At 43.9% G+C, this 18,342-nt stretch carries 12 protein-coding genes and 1 tRNA gene; 4 read left to right on the forward strand and 9 right to left on the reverse strand.

Features of this window, described 5'->3' with window-relative positions:
- Window positions 1-140 precede the first annotated feature (140 nt).
- Window positions 141-229 (reverse strand) — tRNA-Ser (locus tag MXE28_RS04075).
- A 231-nt stretch (window positions 230-460) separates the two neighbouring features.
- On the opposite strand from MXE28_RS04075, the gene MXE28_RS04080 reads away from it, so the two are divergent.
- Genes MXE28_RS04080 through MXE28_RS04090 form a run of 3 tightly spaced genes read left to right on the forward strand, consistent with a single transcriptional unit; the run spans window position 461 to window position 5,523 of the window.
- Window positions 461-1,924, forward strand: coding sequence for a hypothetical protein (locus tag MXE28_RS04080; RefSeq protein WP_156704359.1), 1,464 nt, complete (start codon window positions 461-463; stop codon window positions 1,922-1,924).
- Window positions 1,925-1,945: 21 nt separating this feature from the next.
- The gene (locus MXE28_RS04085) at window positions 1,946-3,754 is read left to right on the forward strand and encodes an ABC transporter ATP-binding protein (protein ID WP_156704361.1); all 1,809 of its coding nucleotides are present in this window, start codon (window positions 1,946-1,948) and stop codon (window positions 3,752-3,754) included.
- Window positions 3,751-5,523: an ABC transporter ATP-binding protein gene (locus tag MXE28_RS04090; protein WP_021842267.1), complete on the forward strand. Its 1,773-nt coding sequence runs from the start codon at window positions 3,751-3,753 to the stop codon at window positions 5,521-5,523. Before MXE28_RS04085 ends, MXE28_RS04090 begins: the two co-directional genes overlap by 4 nt.
- Before the next feature lie 208 nt (window positions 5,524-5,731).
- On the opposite strand, the gene MXE28_RS04095 is transcribed toward MXE28_RS04090, so the two are convergent.
- The 4 genes from MXE28_RS04095 to MXE28_RS04110 form a co-directional block, all read right to left on the reverse strand.
- A complete protein-coding gene (locus MXE28_RS04095) occupies window positions 5,732-8,785 on the reverse strand; it encodes a YadA-like family protein (RefSeq protein WP_156704363.1) in 3,054 nt (1,017 codons plus the stop codon).
- Between the two features lie 424 nt (window positions 8,786-9,209).
- Window positions 9,210-9,995, reverse strand: a complete 786-nt coding sequence (locus MXE28_RS04100) for a sulfite exporter TauE/SafE family protein (protein ID WP_226974455.1) — start codon at window positions 9,993-9,995, stop codon at window positions 9,210-9,212.
- A gap of 332 nt (window positions 9,996-10,327) precedes the next feature.
- Window positions 10,328-11,047, reverse strand: coding sequence for an LrgB family protein (locus tag MXE28_RS04105; RefSeq protein WP_021842264.1), 720 nt, complete (start codon window positions 11,045-11,047; stop codon window positions 10,328-10,330).
- On the reverse strand, window positions 11,041-11,418 hold the full coding sequence (locus MXE28_RS04110) for a CidA/LrgA family protein (RefSeq protein ID WP_021842263.1): 378 nt from the start codon (window positions 11,416-11,418) through the stop codon (window positions 11,041-11,043). Before MXE28_RS04110 ends, MXE28_RS04105 begins: the two co-directional genes overlap by 7 nt.
- 227 nt (window positions 11,419-11,645) lie before the next feature.
- Between MXE28_RS04110 and MXE28_RS04115 the strand changes: the two genes are divergently transcribed.
- On the forward strand, window positions 11,646-12,596 hold the full coding sequence (locus MXE28_RS04115; protein ID WP_156704367.1) for a LysR family transcriptional regulator: 951 nt from the start codon (window positions 11,646-11,648) through the stop codon (window positions 12,594-12,596).
- 247 nt (window positions 12,597-12,843) lie between these two features.
- Here the strand turns inward: MXE28_RS04115 and MXE28_RS04120 are convergent, their stop codons facing one another.
- The 4 genes from MXE28_RS04120 to MXE28_RS04135 form a co-directional block, all read right to left on the reverse strand.
- Window positions 12,844-14,694, reverse strand: coding sequence for a hypothetical protein (locus MXE28_RS04120; protein WP_021842261.1), 1,851 nt, complete (start codon window positions 14,692-14,694; stop codon window positions 12,844-12,846).
- Between the two features lie 215 nt (window positions 14,695-14,909).
- The gene (gene larA, locus MXE28_RS04125) at window positions 14,910-16,205 is read right to left on the reverse strand and encodes a nickel-dependent lactate racemase (RefSeq protein WP_156704369.1); all 1,296 of its coding nucleotides are present in this window, start codon (window positions 16,203-16,205) and stop codon (window positions 14,910-14,912) included.
- Window positions 16,192-17,388, reverse strand: coding sequence for a DNA polymerase IV (locus MXE28_RS04130; RefSeq protein ID WP_021842259.1), 1,197 nt, complete (start codon window positions 17,386-17,388; stop codon window positions 16,192-16,194). Before MXE28_RS04130 ends, larA begins: the two co-directional genes overlap by 14 nt.
- 18 nt (window positions 17,389-17,406) lie before the next feature.
- Window positions 17,407-17,742, reverse strand: a complete 336-nt coding sequence (locus tag MXE28_RS04135) for a metalloregulator ArsR/SmtB family transcription factor (protein ID WP_021842258.1) — start codon at window positions 17,740-17,742, stop codon at window positions 17,407-17,409.
- Window positions 17,743-18,342 lie beyond the last annotated feature (600 nt).

Below are 18,342 nucleotides of genomic sequence, written 5' to 3' on the forward strand. Positions count from 1 at the left end.
TATCTATCTAGGTTTACAGCACTTTTTACACACACTTTTTGTCCTATAACTCAAATCATGCAGAAAGCAGGAATACCCCATTAACACAAAATCCCTTATAGAACTACTATTTAGCTCTATAAGGGATTTATATTTTCTTATGGCGGAGAGGGTGGGATTCGAACCCACGGCCCCTTGCGGAGTCACTGGTTTTCAAGACCAGCTCCTTAAACCACTCGGACACCTCTCCAAATTAAACTATTACCTTAATATATTACCGTGTTTTGTCCAACAAATCAAGCCCTTACCGCAACTTTCCGCTGAAACGTACCGTAAATCCTGTAATCCTCCTATTTACTTCATCAAAGTTTTCTTTGTACTCTCAGCTAAAACAGGCTATAATTAACATATCGAAATTTATAATTATTATGTGAAATTTACTCGAGTTTAATAAACGAATTAAACACATCTGAGGAGCTCCATGAAATACACAAATAAAAATCAAACAAATACAAACTCATCAAATACCGCCAATACTTCCGGCACTGCCCGTAAAAATCATAAACGCAAAGCTATTGCCGCTATAATGACGATTGCCTTAGCCATGTCCGCATCAGCCTATCCGCTCAATTCCGTACATGCAGTAGATCCGGTTAACGCCTATATCGCCGCCAAAATCATCCCCTCTTTCTCGTTACCGTCACTTAATCCGATTAAAGCGGCCGGCAAATTACTGGGTCTCGTAAGCGATTCCGATGATGCCGTGAAAAAAGGCAAAAAAGTGGACAACAACTACAAGTTTAAAGCCACTAAAGTAGCGAACGGCTCAAAGACTTTTAAAAATTCTCTCAACAATAACCAGAATAATCAAAATGTAATTTTAGTACAGAAAACCGGCAAGGCGAAAGTGAAAAAAGCGGAACTCATTAAAACCGGTCATAGCGACAGCGAAGGTCTCAGCCTGTGGCGCGGTCAAAACGCCGCTCTTCTAGTTGCGCCATATAGTCAGGCCACGATTGAAAACAGCACTATCACTACCAACGGCGACGGCGCTTCCGGCATCGTTGGTAGCGGTAAGAAAGTAAAAATTACCGCTAAGGATTTAACGATTCGCACGAATAACCGCGTATCCCAAGGCATCGGTGCTGCCTATGGTGCCGAAATTTCCTTAAAGCAGAGTAATATCAGCACCTACGGTTCTCAAAGTCCGGCCCTCGCCACCGCAACGAAAGTCGACAGTAGCCTCACTGCTGATGGCGTCACCCTTCGTACTTACGGCCAAAACAGCCCCCTCATCAGCTCAACCGGCACGATGAAGTTGAATGCTATTAACGGTGAAGCATCGAATGGCACATTCGGACTTTTGGAAGGCAATACGGACGTGACATTTACCAATTCACAGCTAAAAGGAGCCAATGGTTTTTACCTATATCAAACCGATTTAGGCACCGCTGAAAAAGGGACGACCAAGCTCACCATTAACCAAAGCCGACTCACCGAAACGGGCTCTACGCCGCTTTTTACCATTCTCGGTGCTAAAGCCCAAATAAAACTCCAAGGCAATACTATCAGCCAACCGAGCCGTGCTCCATTCTTGCAGGTACTATCCGGCACGGGCGATACATCCGACCTAAATCGTGCAGCGGCGGCTATCAACAGCACCGGCAACACTAACAGCCAAGTACGTTTACAAGCCAATCAACAGGCCATTAACGGCGATATACTAGCCGACCGCGGTAGCAAGCTGGACATTAAGCTTTCGCAAAACTCCACATTTACCGGTGCCATCAATCCGAACAACAGCGCTAAACAGGCTTCTTTAAGCCTTAGCAAGGATTCTGTGTGGAATGTAACCGGTGATTCCTATCTGACGGAACTTAACAACGACGATTCAACCAACAGCAATATCCATACTAACGGTCATACGGTAAAAATTGTAAAATAATTACCCAAAGGAACGATTTATATGAAATTTATCACAACTTATTTAAGCCCCGTAAAATGGGCTTTTTTAAGCGCCTGCCTGCTCTCCTTAATTCATGTAGTCAGTGCGCTTACTGTGCCGACTTTAACGGCCAGCATCATTAATGAAGGCGTTTTGCAAGGCGACTTGGACGCCATCAGTCGCCTCAGCGTTGCCATGCTCGCCGCCTCTTTGGTAACCGTCATCGGCTCACTCAGCGCCGTATACTTGGCCGCCCATATTGCGTCACGCGTCAGCCTCAACCTGCGGCAGCAACTCGTGCAGGCGTTGCAGGACTTCTCTTTGTCGGATTTTTCAAAATACGGCACCGGCACCTTGCTCATGCGTGCCACCCGTGATGTGGAAAAAATCCAGTCCGTCCTCGCCAAAGGCATCAATATGATTCTCCCCATGCCGCTCATGATTATAGTCGGTTTAGGACTCACTTTTTACAAAAGCTTCGAAATGGGGCTCATCATTTTAAGCCTCATGGTCATCATGGTAGTGCTCATGATAAGCATTCAAAAACGGGCCCTCCCTATCGTCATGGCCGTTCAGCAGCAATTAGATAAACTGACCGACCTCGTGCGCGACCATATTATCGGCATGTCCGTGATTCGAGCTTTTAATCGCACGGACGATGAAAAAGCTGCTGAAATTGGCATGTTCACGGAATTATCCAACAAGGAAACTCGTCTGGCCCGCACCTACGCCATCGGACTGCCCAGTATCCTCATTATTTTCAACATGAGCACCGTGGTTATCCTCTGGCTTGGCGGCTATCAGATTGACTCCGGTGTGCTCCAAATCGGTGATATTATGGCCATCATCGAGTACGCCACCCTCATTTTGATGAACCTCATTATGGCTGTATTCGTGCTTCTCGACGTGCCGGAAGCCATTATTTGCTATCGACGTATTAGAGAGTTATTAGTTCATTCTGAAAACCCGACAGTTAGTTCTAAGCAAAATACAGTAACTGATAACGTTTATTTACATGCAACGGAAAGTATCTCCGGCCAAGTACCACTGTTAGAATTTCGCAATGTTACCTTCCGCTATGACGATGCGGAAGAAGCGGCCTTAAAAGATATTTCCTTCACCCTCAACGCCGGCGAAACGCTGGCTATCATGGGTGACATCGGTTCCGGCAAAAGTACCTTGGCCAAGCTCATTTTAGGCCTGTATCCTATCGAGTGTGGCGACATTCTCTTTAACGGTCAGTCAATTTTTAGCCAACCCATTGAAGATGTGCGCTCACAAATCGGCTATGTGCCGCAAAAAGCCTATCTTTTCACCGGTACCATTGCCATGAATTTAGAATTTGGCAAAAGCCAAGCCTCGAATGCACCGCTGACACGTGAAGATATTGAAGAAGCGGCAAAATTAGCGGGCGCCCATGAATTTATCAGCCGTTTCGAAGACGGTTATGAGCACGAACTTGCTCAAGGCGGTACCAACCTATCCGGCGGTCAGCGCCAACGCCTCGCCATGGCTCGTGCCTTAGTTCGTAAACCTCGTCTTTTAATTTTTGACGACAGTTTCTCTGCCTTGGACGGCATCACCGAACAGCAAGTGCGTAAAGCCGTAGCCGAGGAGATTAGCAATAGCAACGGCAATAGAAACAGCGATGGCATTACCTCCGGCAGGGCATTCATATCTATTGAACAGAAGGTCAGCGCCGCCCGAAAAGCCGATAAAATCCTGGTCATCAACCAGGGTGAATCGATGGGCGTAGGCACGCACGAAGAACTCTTGGCTCATTGCCCAATCTATCAGCAGATTGTAACATCACAGGAGGTGGCACTATGAAACTGGTCAAACGATTCCTCCTGGACTCACGCAGTCAGTGGTGGCGCCTCGGTTTTCTAACCATAGCCTTAATCTTGGCCGCGAGCTTTGAAATTATCGCCCCGCGCCTCTTAGGTGACATTGTCGATGCCATCGTTCAGGGCCTCGAACAGCACCGTGAAATCAACGCCATTTTAGACGGTACAATCGATACAGTCCTTCTACTCATCATTTTTTACAGCTGCCACGCCGTATTCACATACGTTAGTGAATTTATCATCGCCGGCAGTGCACAACGCATGGTATTAGCTTTGCGCAGCCGCGTAAGCCATCAGATTCATCATTTACCGATGTCCTATTTCAATCAACACAACCGTGGCGATATGTTAAGTCGCCTTACGAGTGACTTAGACTCCGTCGGCGAAACGCTCCGTGAAGGCATTCCGGGCCTCATCTCATCGTTTATCGGCATCGTCGGTGCCGTCGCCATGATGATTTGGATTAGTCCGCTCCTGGCTGCGATTATTCTCGGCGTTATCATCGTCGGCGTTCTCGGCTTAACCTTTACGTCTAAAAAAGCGCGCACTATCTACCTGCGCAATCAAGAGGCTTTAGGTGCTGTGAACGGCGGCATTGAAGAATTAATTTCAGGCAAGCAAATCATACAGTCTTTTGGTCTTGAAAAAGTCTCCACCGACCACATGACGGATTTAAATACACGTCTCTTTACGCGTGAACGACAATCCGGTTTTATGGGGCAGCTCATCATGCCGTTGGTTAACTTCATCAACCAAATAGGCTACGTCCTCGTTGCCATCCAAGGCGGTCTCTTCGTGTTGCGCGGCTATATCACCCTTGGTGACATCCAAGCCTTTTTCCTCTACGTAACACAAGTATCCGACCCGATTTCGCGCAGTTCCTACATCTTAACCCGATTTCAAGAAACACACGCCGCCTTAGGTCGTATTTACGAGATTCTGGACGCTCCGATGGAGGATGACTCAGGAACCTTACAAGACGTGCCTAACTCTGTTGCGGGCGCCGCATCAAGTACTAATGCCATTGAATTTAGTCATGTGAACTTCGGTTACAGCGACGATAAACCGCTTATGACGGATGTAAACTTTGAAATCCCCAGCGGCCACGTCGTAGCTATTGTAGGCCCTACGGGGGCCGGCAAAACCACAATCATTAACCTGCTCATGCGTTTTTATGAAATATCCGGCGGTACCATTACTATTCACGGTACGGACATTCGCAAATTAAGCCGCGAAGCCTTGCATCGTCAAATCGGCATGGTATTGCAAGACACGTGGATTTTTACAGGCACCATTGCTGAAAACATCGCTTACGGTAAGCCGGATGCAACGCGGGAAGAAATTATCCATGTTGCGAAACTGGCCATGGCGGATCATTTTATCCGCACCTTGCCACAAGGCTATGATACGATCTTAAAAAATGGTGCCGATGACCTCTCGCAAGGGCAGCGCCAATTACTGACGATCGCTCGTGCCTTTTTGGTTAACCCAAGCATTCTCGTACTTGACGAAGCCACCGCCAACGTTGATACGCGTACAGAAGTGGAAGTGCAAAAAGCGATGAATCAACTCTTAAAAGGCCGTACCGGTATCGTCATCGCCCATCGATTATCCACCATTCGTGACGCCGATTTATTGCTCGTTGTGAATAACGGTCAAATCGTTGAGCAGGGTACTCACCAAGAACTCTTGGCTAAGGGTGGTTATTATACGGAATTGTATGAAAACTACGCCAAGGGGATGACGGTGTAAACATGCATTCTAAATGCAATTGAATAAAAGATTCTATATACGGACAAGGCCTTATCGGCGGTAGGACGTATAGACTTATAAAGTAAAACGGGATTGTTCCAAGGTTATTACCTCGGAACAATCCCGTTTTTATTTAATTAAAGAGAAGCCAATTTAACTATCTCACACAGCTACCATATTAGAAATTGATAGCAGCGGTTTAGTTCAACTATTTATTAGCCAACTGGCGCATAATTTCCTGAACTTGCGTACGTAATTCCGCATTTTCCTGAGCCTGCTGTTGAACCTGAGCCCGTAATTCTTCAATCGTAGAATTCTGGTTTGCTAATTGCTTAGACTGTTCAGATACAACTTCGGCTAAGGCAGATTTCGAGTAATTCGAATACTCGTTACTGCTACCGAACTTAACACTTACGCCGGCATTAAACATGTTTTCACCGCCGCCCATGCTGGTGCCGATGGAGAATAACAAGTCATTCGTCGGACGATAGAACGCACCAATTGCTACAGCATTAGCCGATTTGTAGTTACCGTAACCGGCGGCAAAATCCCATTTAGCAGTCGGATCGTAATCTTGCGGATGCAATGCTGCTAAAGCGGCCGCACCGGCACCGACACGATTAATACGATTGTCCAGTTTGTTAACCTGACTGTTCAAGCTGGTTACGTTATTGGTAATATTGCTTACTTCGTTGGAAATGGAAGTAATATTATTGGTGTTCTGCGTAATCTGAGTCGTATTAGCAGCTACTTGGCTATCTAAAGCACTCAGGTTTTGGCCGGCTGACTTAGATTTTTTCACGTAAGTACCGTCTTCAGCAACGCGTGTTTCATTATAAACAGTACCGCCGGTAACAATTCCTTTATTGTCTGCAACTACCTTGCCATCGGTGTTCACTTTGATTTTGTAATTAGTTCCGCCGATACTATTCTTTTCTGTGCTGTCGATAGTAATTGTGCTATCACCATCAGCATTGGCAATGGTATTTCTCGTATCAACGGCAGCTGCAATTGTAGACAAGTTAACGCTTCCGGAAATGATTTCTTTTCCATCGGAATTCTTAATAGATAGACCTAATTTATTATCTTTAAAGCTCAAAGCATCCGTACTTTCCTGTAGCCCTGTACCCGCAGCATCCAAAGCCGCTTTAAGCTGCGCCACGTTGACCGCATCGGTATCATTGGTACCGGCTGCAACATTGGTAATTTGACGAGTTAAACCTGTTTCACTATCACCAACGGAAACAGCCGCCGCACCGGATTGCCAAGCGGATGTAATCTGAGTTTTTTCCGATACAGCTGCCGTATAGGCTTTATTGGCATCATTCACGGCTGTTTCTGCCGTATCCATAGCGGCTCTTGCTTCATCATTGGCAGTCTTAGCAGCATCCATCCGTTCTTTAATTTTTTTACCTTGATTCGAATCATGGTCAATACTGTTATAAGCATTTACAGCCTGAACATAATCGGCATTTTTGGCCAGATAATCAGAAACCTTGGTTTCATAATCAGCTTTAGCTGTCGAAAGAGCGGATTCCAAATCAGGGATACTGCTATTTAATTCGGCAAATCGATCTTCTTTGCCGGCATAAGCAACAATAGCCACTTCATTTTCAAAATCTTTACCTGTAATCGGATTATAGCCAAATAACCCTTTGTCAACAGCCGATACAGAATTACTGCCGATAGCCACGCCACCATCATGTTGTACGTCCGTATTATAGCCGAGCATAACAGCGTTGCTGATATTTTCCGTATGTTCACGTAACGGTTTTTGCACCTTCACCGCATAGTGCAGCGTATCTCCTGTCCACTGTAAATTTCCGGTCACATGTTCAAAACTCTTAGGCGTATGAGATTGTTCTTCATAGCCTACTTTCGTTCCCATAGTTCCAAGAATTACGTTATTTTTGCTACCCGATAAGGTATGGTAATCACCGATGACAACATCCGTAGTTGCGTCGCTAAGCGTATTGCCGCTCCCCATGACAGAGACATGATTCACATTAGTGGCTTTATTTTGATAACCGGTAACCATATTATAATCACTGACTGCAGCTTCGGTGCCGCTTAAAGTATTGCCCGTTCCAAAGATGGAAGATCGTCTTGCATAATCCGACACATTGCCGTTCCCAAGTGCAAATACGGAACCCCCATTTAAAGTTGCAAACTCACCCATCACCTCGGAAGAACGATCTGTATAACCAAAATCGTCCCCTGCATGATAATAGAGCTCGCCCCAACGGCCCGTCATAAAACCGCCTTCAATACCTTCAGTCATATTACCGGCTGCATTGGTCACACGGTTACCGGTACCGAAAACCATGGAACTCAAAGACGAATCAACTTTATTCAAAGTCCCAAAAGTTCCGGTTGCAATCGAAACACCCATTCCATTCTCGGAACTAAGCTTATTATCCACGCCATAAAGAGAGGAATAAACAGTCATTCCCTCAATGGTTGAACGAGTGCCAACAGCTGTACTGAGAGGCCCTAAGCTCTGAACTCTATGCCCGATTGCTGTAGTGCCATCGGCTCCCAATGCATGGTAACCAATAACAACCATTTTCCGATTACCAACTCCGATAGTCTTCTTTTCTTCAGGTGATAAAGAGCCTATGATAATAGAATCCAGAATATTACTGCCTTTTTGATTATCACCGATAATAATACCTGCTGCCGCACCGTCAATATCATTATTATTACCGATAACCGTTAAGGAGTCCCATTCATTGCGATACGTATGATTACCGGTAAGGACATTACCGCGACCAATGGTTAAGTCGGAAATATTAGGTTCACGGCCTTCCGGATGACCATAGTCAGTAACGGTACCAACATCTCGACCGATTATTTTATTATTATCACCGATAACGTTTTGTTTACGACTCCCCCGTACTTCGTTGTTATTACCTAGAACACGAGTATCAACGCTGGCTTCATATCTTGTTCCACCCTGCCATGGGTAGCTCTTTGTTACCTTATTATCATTACCTACAATATTAACGCCATTGGTGTCTTCAACGGTATTGGTATCCCCAATAACATTGGCATCTTCACTGCCGGTCACTGAATTTTCCGTCCCCACGACACGAGCCGTTTTGTCATCAGTTACGGTATTCGTTGTCCCCGTAGCGGTACCACTGTCTACAACGATGTTTTCTGCTGCTAACACTTGCCCGCCTAATAACAGACTCAATAATACGGCACTGCTCAAAGAAGCTTTGACTATGCGACGACGATTTTGATGCTTTGTTTCCATCCTAAAACTCCTCTCATACCCTATACCATATAACACTTTTACCATGCGATGAACTCAAATTATACCCCTTATAAATTCATCAAATATTCACTATAATTAAATGCTAGCACTTTTATCATGTAGGGTCAATGAGAGTATTAGTTCATATTTATCACATTTGCCCAAAATACAATCAATATAGCATAATTTTCTTTGATAAAACAATCTATATCACTTCATCTAACCTTTACAAGCTTAACAAATTCACACTATAACCATCCCATTACAATCATCAATATTTTGCGATAATTCATTGATAAAATTTTAGTAAGTATCTTGTTTTCCAACAAAAAAAGAACCGCCAAAACAATTTATCTTGCCTTGTAACGGTTCCTATCATAGATGTCATCAATATTCAATTATAATTCACTAATAGCCGAGCATCTTACCACAACATTCCCGACGTCCAAATCAATCGCAATGCTAAAATCCCTACTCCTAAAGAGAACACCATAAGAATACTGGTAGCTTTAAGACGTTTAGCAATAGCCGCACCAAGTTGGGCCCCAATGACGGCCCCAATGCCGCAGGCAATGGCGATATTCCATTGAATATGACCCAAGGAATAATGTGTGACTACACCTGTAATCGTGGATAAGAATAATATAAACTGGCTCGTAGCCGTTGCCACATGTGTGGGGAAGCCCAAAATATACACGAGCGCCGCCACGTGAATGAGCCCGCCGCCGATGCCGAAAACGCTGGAAATAAAGCCGACTACCACACTGATTAAACAACCGATAGTTTTACTATAGGTCAACTCATGAAGTTGCAAAGATTCTTCCTTGCGTTGTCCTTTCGTCCAGTTTTTATAACCGATAAACGTCGACATGCAGAGTAGGAATAAACCGAACCAGAATTTCAACATGGATATGTCGAAGCCTTCCGACGCGACAGCGCCAAGATAGGATCCGGGAATCGTAGCCAGCGTAAACCAGATTGCCGCACTGTAGAGTATTTTTTTCTGCTTAATAAACGCTGTCGAAGCGGACATGGCATTGAACATAACAATAGTGAGCGAGGTACCGACTACCATGGCCGGCGACCAGTCGGTAAATAAATATAAGAATACCGGCACGAAAATTAAGCCTCCGCCGGCGCCTATGAGTGTCCCGAAGGCTCCTACACCAATACCCAGCACAATAAATCCCAAAAGCACGCCCCACGACATGCCCAAAATCAATCCTGTTGCCCCATCCATAGCCGACTCAACCTCATTTCTCTTTTTTCAAAACACCGACTTAAAATAGCGTAACTACTCTTAATACTGCAAATACACCACGTATTTGATTATATCCATATTTTTATTCAGTATATCGCAAAATAAACAGAAACGCCATCACTTCCTGGTTATAGCTGTTCGTGATTCAGCTACAATCCCGCAAATGATGGCGTTTTTGTTTACGTAAGTTTGTGTAAGTGTGTGTAAATACGTATATAGTTAACTGATTGTTCGTGTCAATCAAGGAACTACCTTAAATCGGTATATTTGGTTGTTTTTGCCTATAAAACGGCGGATACGGCTGTTACGATTGGCGCAATGACCGTTGTCATGATGCCCATGAAAATCATGGCCAAAGAGGCAATAGCACCGGTTTTAGGGCCGTCTTCATAGGCTTTAGCAGTACCGGTCCCATGAGCCGAAATACCGTAAAGCATGCCTTTTAACAAGCGGTTATGAATATGAGCCCGTTTAATCATCATGGTGGTCATAATCATACCGATAAGGCCGGTTGCAATTACGAGGATGGCCGTAATCGTAGGGTCGCCGCCCATTGTATCAGACGCAGCTAAGGCTAGCGGCGTCGTTACGGAACGCGGAGCAATACTGTGAACGAGTTCAGGGCTAAGTCCGATAAGTTCGGCGAGTCCCATAGAACCCAAGAACGCCACCGAACAACCCATGCCGATAACAACCAAGAGCGGAATAAAATATTCTTTTACTACGCCACGGAATTTATACAAAGGCACCGCAAAGGCCACGGTGGCCGGTTGCAACATCATCGTGATGTACTGGCTGCCTTCCTGATATACATCGTACGGAATATTCATAGTTACGAGGAATAAACCGATAACTACCGGCACGCCCAACAACGGGGTAAAATAGAGTTTTTTGCCGGAACGTTCATACAATTTTTTAAAAAGAAAATACAAAACTACAGTGCCCACTAACGATTCGATGATATGAATACTAATCATCTGAAACGGTGAATAATTTACCATAATTTGTACCCCTTTCTACGTAATTTCATAACACTCAAGGTAATAACCGTAACGGAAATCAAGAGTGTTACAATACTCGTTACGATAACGCCCAAGAGCATAGCCCCCGTACTGCCAAATAATTGTGTATATTGAATAACCCCTATAGCGGACGGAATGAAGAACAACAAAAGTTCCCCGATTAAAACGGCCGCTCCCTGTTCCACCCAGTTAAGCTTGATGATACCTGAGCAGAGCAACAAAAATAACAAAATCATGCCCACCAAAGTCCCCGGTAATGGCAGGTTCAACCACTCTTTCAAGTAGCCTCCCAACACTCCAATCAAGGCGAGCAATAGAATCTGACCTACTACAATCGCCACACGTTTCATCCTCAAACGCCTCCTACATATCGACTAATTTTTATTCTGCAATATACTGTGTCTTCATTCAATAAACGAATGTTGTATTTATTGTGTACTCGTATAGGGATTTTTCGATATTCCCTTTGTCATGACTTATTGTATCTCATTTTTTCTTAAAAAAATAATATTTTTTCCCTATACGGCCGTATTCTTTTTAGCTATAATAGATGTAGATTATATTGCAGGAGGATTATATGGATATTACCCATTTAAAATATTTTGTCGAAGTGGCTCGCCAGAAGAGTTTCACCAAAGCGGCCCAAACTTTACACGTAAGTCAGCCGTCACTAAGTAAAGCGGTACGCCTGTTGGAAGGGGAATGGAACAAGCAATTATTCCGCCGTCGCGGGCATCGCATCGAGCTTACCAATGAAGCGTGCGCCGTATTGCCGCAGATTGAAGCCTTAGTGAGGCAATTTGAAGTGCTTGAACACCAGATGCATCACACGAATGATACGGAATCGGGTGAATTGAGCCTCGGCATCCCGCCGATGATCGGTTCTTCCTTCTTATCGCCGATTATTCGCGACTTCATGGCCGCCTACCCGCAAATTTCGTTAAAGGTAAGTGAACACGGTTCACCGCAAATCGCCCAGCTTGTACAGGACAATCAATTGCAGGTTGGATTCGTTACCTTGCCGGTGTCTGACTTTACCAACCCGGATACACAAACCTATATCTTTAACCACCAGCCTTTATACTATGTGATGCAACCAGATTCACCATTCGCCCATTACGAGTCCGTTACTCTTCACGAAATTCGCAAAGAACCGCTTGTGTTCTTTCATCCGTCCTTTTCGTTATACGATATCATCTTAGGTCGTTTTCAAGAAATCGGCGTAGTACCGCAAATCGTAGCGCAAAGCAACAACTGGGACTTCATCACGGAGCTTGTAAAAAGTGGTCTCGGCACGGCTATTTTGCCACAGACAATCTGCGAACGTCTTAATAAGGAGCAGTTGGTTTCAATTCCTATCGAGCCCCGCATCAACTGGGTGCTCGGCATGATTTGGAACGAACAGTCCATGATTGTACCGGCAATTCGCCTGTGGGTTAACTATTTCCGCTCTCATGTGGTGGAAGAACGCCTGGTTCACGGCGAAGATCCGGGGCCTGCCCCTTCTATTTTATGTGATTCTAAATAATCACATAAAACAAGCCCCTTACAGCCAATCGCTGTAAGGGGCTATTTTCATTCACTATGCGAAACTATGCAGGTAATTAATTACTTTAATAGTTTCTCCAATGCACGTTGTCGTTTTTTGCATTTTTCTTTCACCGGTCGGCAATGGTTGCCGCACACTTGACAACGACCTTTACTGTCGGTCAGCAAGGCTTTCTTTTCCGCCTTGGTCGTCTCGTGTAGGTCCGGTAATTTCTTACCAAGGCGTTTTATTTTTTTGGATTTTTGTCATCCGAATTGCTATGTAATTTTTGCAGGGCATCATCGATGAAGTCCAATACGCCCAAAGCCGCACCGCGAGCGCTTTCTTTCATATTGTCCGCTACTTCGGAAATATGATCGGCTACTTTGTCAGCTACTTCTTGAGCTCGTTCAGATAATTCATCGGCTTTATCGGCAGCCTGGTCTTTCAAATCAGCCGCTTTATCGGCTAATTCATCTACTTTGTCCGATGCCTGTTCCTTTAAGTCTTGCGCTTTATCAATTGCTTGATCTTTCAAATCAGCCGCTTTGTCGGCTAATTCATCTACTTTGTCGGATGCCTGTTCTTTAAGCTCTTCCGCTTTATCGGATGCTTGGTCTTTCAAATCAGCCGCTTTGTCGGATAGTTCATCAACTTTATCGGCTGCTTGGTCTTTCAAATCAGTTGCTTTGTCGGCTAGTTCATCAACTTTGTCCGACGCTTTATCTTTTAACTCTTCTGCTTTATCAGTTGCTTGATCTTTTAATTCTTCAGCTTTATCAACAGCTTGGTCTTTCAAGTCTTCAGCTTTACCGGCCAATTCTTCAGCTTTATCGGAAACTTTTTCAACAACTTCTTCTGCTTTGCCATCAGTGGCTTGATTCAAATTCTTGGCTAATTCTTCTTTAGTGGACATTTCGTCTACCACCTTTCCTTTGACATCATTCACTTTTGACTGCACTGCTGTTGCTACACTGCCAGCTGTTTTGGAAATCTCTTTTGTTTTGTCAGCCGCGGTGTTAGCTACATCATCAGTCAACTCTTCCAAATTTTGATACCATTCTTCGCTGCGCTCTTGCACGCCTTTTTTGGCGTGTTTCGCTTTTTTCAATGCTTTTTTTGTTTCTTTTTCAGCCGCTTTAGCTGCTTTTTCAGCTTCTTTCGCGACTTTCTTAGCTTCTTTTTTCGCTGCTTTATGGGCTTTTTTAATAGATTTTTTTGCCTGTTTAGCGAGTTTTTTAAATTCTTTCCACTCCGTATGGAGCATCAAATCTTCAAGCGTCATTGTCCCCTCTTTGCCATCCGGCAAGTTTTGGCTCAACATGTCCAAAATATCTTGCAAAAAGATTTCCGATGTTGGGAATACGTTATGATCGTCATCCTCGTCATCATCCACCTCAGCTGCAAACGCCGCCGAATCGGCCGTTCTCACCCCCGCATTCAATACAGCATTCGTTCCTGCCAATAAATTGTCATCCGCATCGGCTTTTACACTATGAGTTAAAGATGATTGCGGAATATCTCTATCAGTAATGGCATCAGCTGCCACTGCCTGTGTTTTAGCTGCCGTCGGTTCAGCCACAAGGGTACCATCTTGACGTGGTACTACCGAGCCGTCACGGCGATTTACAACGGAACCATCCTGACGAGTCACTACTGTGCCATCTTGACGCGTAGCTACAGCACCTTCACGACGTGCCGCTACCGTACCGGCTTGGCGTAATGCAACCGGTCTTTCCGAAACATCTACATCCGCCAAATCCACTTGATCTATGTTTAATTCTTCACTGGTTAGTTCATCCCCTTGGGCCTGAAATTCATCTTCCAAGGAATCATATATATGAAGCTGCTCTAACAAGTCTTGCGTTTCATCGATTTCCTGCCACAAACTGTCCAATAACGCCGTATAAAATAAGCGTGCTTTCACTTCTTCATACGCCTGACGCGTAATATGAAGTTCTTCATATGTCAGGTCTTCAGTACTATCCAGCTCTTCTATTAACTGCTGAATATGACGATCCTCAGCATACTTATTCTGTAACGAACGACGAACCGATTCAATAACAGACTTACCAATGATGCCATGACGATTATGCATACTTCCAGCTCCCATCTTCCTATACCTTCGGTAATAAACATTAAGCTAAAAACAGTAAAAAGCAAATCTATATCATCGAGTGCTGGCTTTTTAGCCATCCCTACACACCCGGATTCGGTGAATCTATCTCTATCTTAAAACAAATTTCTTAAAAATACCAATCTAAACAGTTAAGCCATAACCTAATTCGCTATTAAAGTAATCCTTTGCAGGAATTATTTATTCAATAAAGGCACCGTGTTGCTGGCGAGTGGCATAACCGTTACGGTGTAATCATCGCGACCGATTAATTTGTTCGCAAGCTCAATGGCTTCATCGATGGATGTTACTACATCGATGCCCACGCGGTCACAAATTGCTTTATTTTCCGGTTTCGTCACCAAGATATGGCGATATTTCTGAAAATCTTCGCCTAAATGGAACGCAATAAAGCCCGGTACGGTAAAGCCATTACGCAATTTAATTTCACGTTCTTTCAAATCGCGGGTATCAAACCAACCGAGGAATTCTTCCGGTTCGTGAATATCCGGCAATTCCATAAGCAAAATAACCACGCCACCCGGCTTACATGCAAGCACTGCATTAACCTGGGTTTTAACACCTTGATACAAGTTAATATCTTTCGGATAACCGCCCGCCGAAGCGATAACGCAGTCAGCCAATTCATTAACCGGTACCCCGTAAATCTGTTTAACTAATTTCGTGCCTTCCAGCCATGCATCTTCCCAATGACCGGCCACGAATTTCGCTAATTTACCTTCCGTATTCGCTACGGAATTAATGAGGAAATCCGCTTCTACGGCACGACCATGTTGCATCTGATCGTCATGCATAATATTATTCGTAATATTACCGCTTACGATTTCAGGTTTCGTACCGCCACCAATCTCTTCCGACAAGCAAAGATTGTGGTTTTTTTGAATCGTCTGATAGGATGAAATACCCGGTAAAATGGCCTTACGACCGCCGCCAAAACCGGCAATCAAGTGGTATACGATACCGCCCGTCAAAATGAGACGATCCGCATCTAAAGCGAGTTCATTCACTTCAATCGGTACACCATGAGATGTTTCGCCGATATGACGGAAATGACTGTCCGGATTGATACCGCTACTGTGTTCAATACGAACGCGATTAACGACTTCGTCACCAAACTCGGAACGAGATTCCGCTTCCGATTGAAGACGATGAGCACCATAAGCGATTAAAAGGAAAATCTTTTCATCCGGCACACCTGCTTCGTTCAAATAATTAAGCAAAGTAGGTAAGTAAGCATCATAGCGAATCCAGGCGCGTGTAATGTCGGATACAACGATACATACCGTTTCATCATGCTGCACAATATCTTTTAGCGGCGCCGTGCCGATTGGATTATCCAAAGCTTCAAGAAGCGCTGCCGGAATATCTTCAATAGCGGGATAGTCCGCCCCTTCCACAACATCTACTACTTCTTGAGTGGGTAAATCAAATTCAACCTCGCCGTTGCCATACTTCAATTTAAAGTGTTTCATCGTTATTCTCTTCCTCTCTCTTTTGGTGGGCCAAGCGTTCCCAAAGGGCCCCTTTCATAACAATACCTTCACCGAATTTTTCTTCGAGGTCATCTACAGTCTTTGCCAATTCATCCTGTGACACTTCACTCTCAAATAAAGATGTCTGCCCCCATTCATCGGCAAAATCGCTGACCGTAAGCCCTAAAAGGCGAATCGGTTTATCAATGTTTAGTTTATTATACAACATCAATCCTATACGGTATAGTGTTTCTTCATTGTCAGTAGGCATATCTATGCGTTTTTGACGACTTATAGTCTTAAAATCGTTAAAACGGACCTTAATGGAAACGGTATGTCCTTTCAAACCTTGCTGCCGCAAACGTTTCGCCACTTTATGGGCAAAATAGTGCCATTCGCGGTCAATGACAGCTTCATCGGTCAAATCTGTTTCATACGTCAATTCATTGCCGATGGAATGAATCATGCGATCATATTCTATCGGCCGGTCATCAATGCCTCGGGACAAATCGTAGAGCCGTTTAGCCTGATTGCCCGCTACGGGGCGCAATTTCGACTCATCCCCTAGCGCCGCAATTTGACCGATTTTATAAAAACCCGCTTCATGTAGACGTTTTTCCGTTTGTTTGCCTACGCCCCACAAGCGTTTAACCGGCAGATTGGCAATAAATTTAGCTTCCTGTCCATAAGGTATTACCACCAAGCCATCGGGCTTTCTAATATCCGAAGCCAGTTTTGCCAAATACTTATTCGGTGCGAGACCAACCGAAGCTATAAGGCCGGTCGCATCTAATATATCCTTTTTAATAGCCTTACCGACCGCATAAGGGCCGTCAAAACGATTATGGAGGCCCGTTATATCCAAAAAAGCTTCATCTAGCGATAACGGCTCAATATAGGGTGAATAGCGTTCCATAATAGCATGGACCTGCTCTGAAACAGCATGGTACACTTCGAACCGGGGCCATAAATAAATACCGTCCGGACAAAGCTCACGGGCCTTGGCCATACTCATGGCCGAATGAACACCTAATTTACGAGCTTCGTACGACGCGGTAGATACCACACCACGCGAAGAAAGGCCGCCAACGATAACCGGGCGGCCTCTATACTCGGGATTATCGCGTTGTTCAACTGATGCATAAAAAGCATCCATATCCACGTGCATAATCCAGCGTCTCATATTAACTCCTGTTGTTTCTTATTCAGGTTTATCTTCTAAGCGACAATATTTAATCTGAGCGCAAATACATTCATCTTTGGTTTTGTACAAATCAGGTAAGATCTTAACTAACTCATCAAAAGTTTCTTCGTTGATTGAATAGCGTGTCCATAACCCGTTACGCTGCGAGTTAACAACACCTGCATCAATCAAAATTTTCATGTGATAGCTCAACGTAGACTGCGACAAATTGAAGCTTGCCAAAATGTCACAAGCACATAACTCATTACATGACAACATGTCAATGATATGCAATCTAGTTTCATCACTCAATGCTTTAAAAATCGTTGCCAATCTTTCGTATGATACTTCCATGCCCAATACTCCTTTTTTTAACCTTAGCCATTACCCTTTCGCCTTATTCTATGTAATATATTATATACTAAAACGCAAGATAAATCTAATAATTTCAATGTTTCAAGTTTTCGATAAATATATGAAAAAAAAGCACTAACTTACAAACACTTATTCGACAAAGGTTTTCACGGTTTGTTAATTCATAATTATTAATTATTTTGAATAAGTTAGCATATGAAAGTCAATCAATTTTACTGCATTTTTATGAGGTTTTACTGCTCTTAGCCTTGACAAAAACGACTTTGCAACAATATACAAAAGTAGTCTTTCATTATACATTCGCCACAATTATCTTGAATTCTGCTTTTCCGAACACAATTTCGGTAAAACTCATTGACTAAAGTTGAATATAGCCACAAAAAAATGAATAAATACCCAAATTTTTTCAAAACAAATCAGATTCGAATCATCATTTTTTCATTCAACATTCACATAAAATCAAATGTGTTCAAACAAAAAAATCAGCGGCCGAGACAAGCTCGCGCCGCTGATTTTAGGAAAAGGGATCTCCTAAATATGTCAATGAACAACCTTCTGTAGGGAGGGACTTGCTGTTCA

The sequence above is a fragment of the Veillonella sp. KGMB01456 genome (genome assembly GCF_023051165.1).
In the GTDB taxonomy this organism is placed as follows: domain Bacteria; phylum Bacillota; class Negativicutes; order Veillonellales; family Veillonellaceae; genus Veillonella_A.

What these genes read in the sequence shown, in the direction of transcription:
- MXE28_RS04110 (WP_021842263.1), bottom strand. Translation starts at nt 11,418, where the DNA reads ATGAAACGTGTGGCGATTGTAGTAGGTCAGATTCTATTGCTCGCCTTG.
- MXE28_RS04080 (WP_156704359.1), top strand. Translation starts at nt 461, where the DNA reads ATGAAATACACAAATAAAAATCAAACAAATACAAACTCATCAAATACC.
- larA (WP_156704369.1), bottom strand. Translation starts at nt 16,205, where the DNA reads ATGAAACACTTTAAATTGAAGTATGGCAACGGCGAGGTTGAATTTGAT.
- MXE28_RS04090 (WP_021842267.1), top strand. Translation starts at nt 3,751, where the DNA reads ATGAAACTGGTCAAACGATTCCTCCTGGACTCACGCAGTCAGTGGTGG.
- MXE28_RS04120 (WP_021842261.1), bottom strand. Translation starts at nt 14,694, where the DNA reads ATGCATAATCGTCATGGCATCATTGGTAAGTCTGTTATTGAATCGGTT.
- MXE28_RS04085 (WP_156704361.1), top strand. Translation starts at nt 1,946, where the DNA reads ATGAAATTTATCACAACTTATTTAAGCCCCGTAAAATGGGCTTTTTTA.
- MXE28_RS04105 (WP_021842264.1), bottom strand. Translation starts at nt 11,047, where the DNA reads ATGGTAAATTATTCACCGTTTCAGATGATTAGTATTCATATCATCGAA.
- MXE28_RS04115 (WP_156704367.1), top strand. Translation starts at nt 11,646, where the DNA reads ATGGATATTACCCATTTAAAATATTTTGTCGAAGTGGCTCGCCAGAAG.
- MXE28_RS04100 (WP_226974455.1), bottom strand. Translation starts at nt 9,995, where the DNA reads ATGTCGTGGGGCGTGCTTTTGGGATTTATTGTGCTGGGTATTGGTGTA.
- MXE28_RS04095 (WP_156704363.1), bottom strand. Translation starts at nt 8,785, where the DNA reads ATGGAAACAAAGCATCAAAATCGTCGTCGCATAGTCAAAGCTTCTTTG.
- MXE28_RS04135 (WP_021842258.1), bottom strand. Translation starts at nt 17,742, where the DNA reads ATGGAAGTATCATACGAAAGATTGGCAACGATTTTTAAAGCATTGAGT.
- MXE28_RS04130 (WP_021842259.1), bottom strand. Translation starts at nt 17,388, where the DNA reads ATGAGACGCTGGATTATGCACGTGGATATGGATGCTTTTTATGCATCA.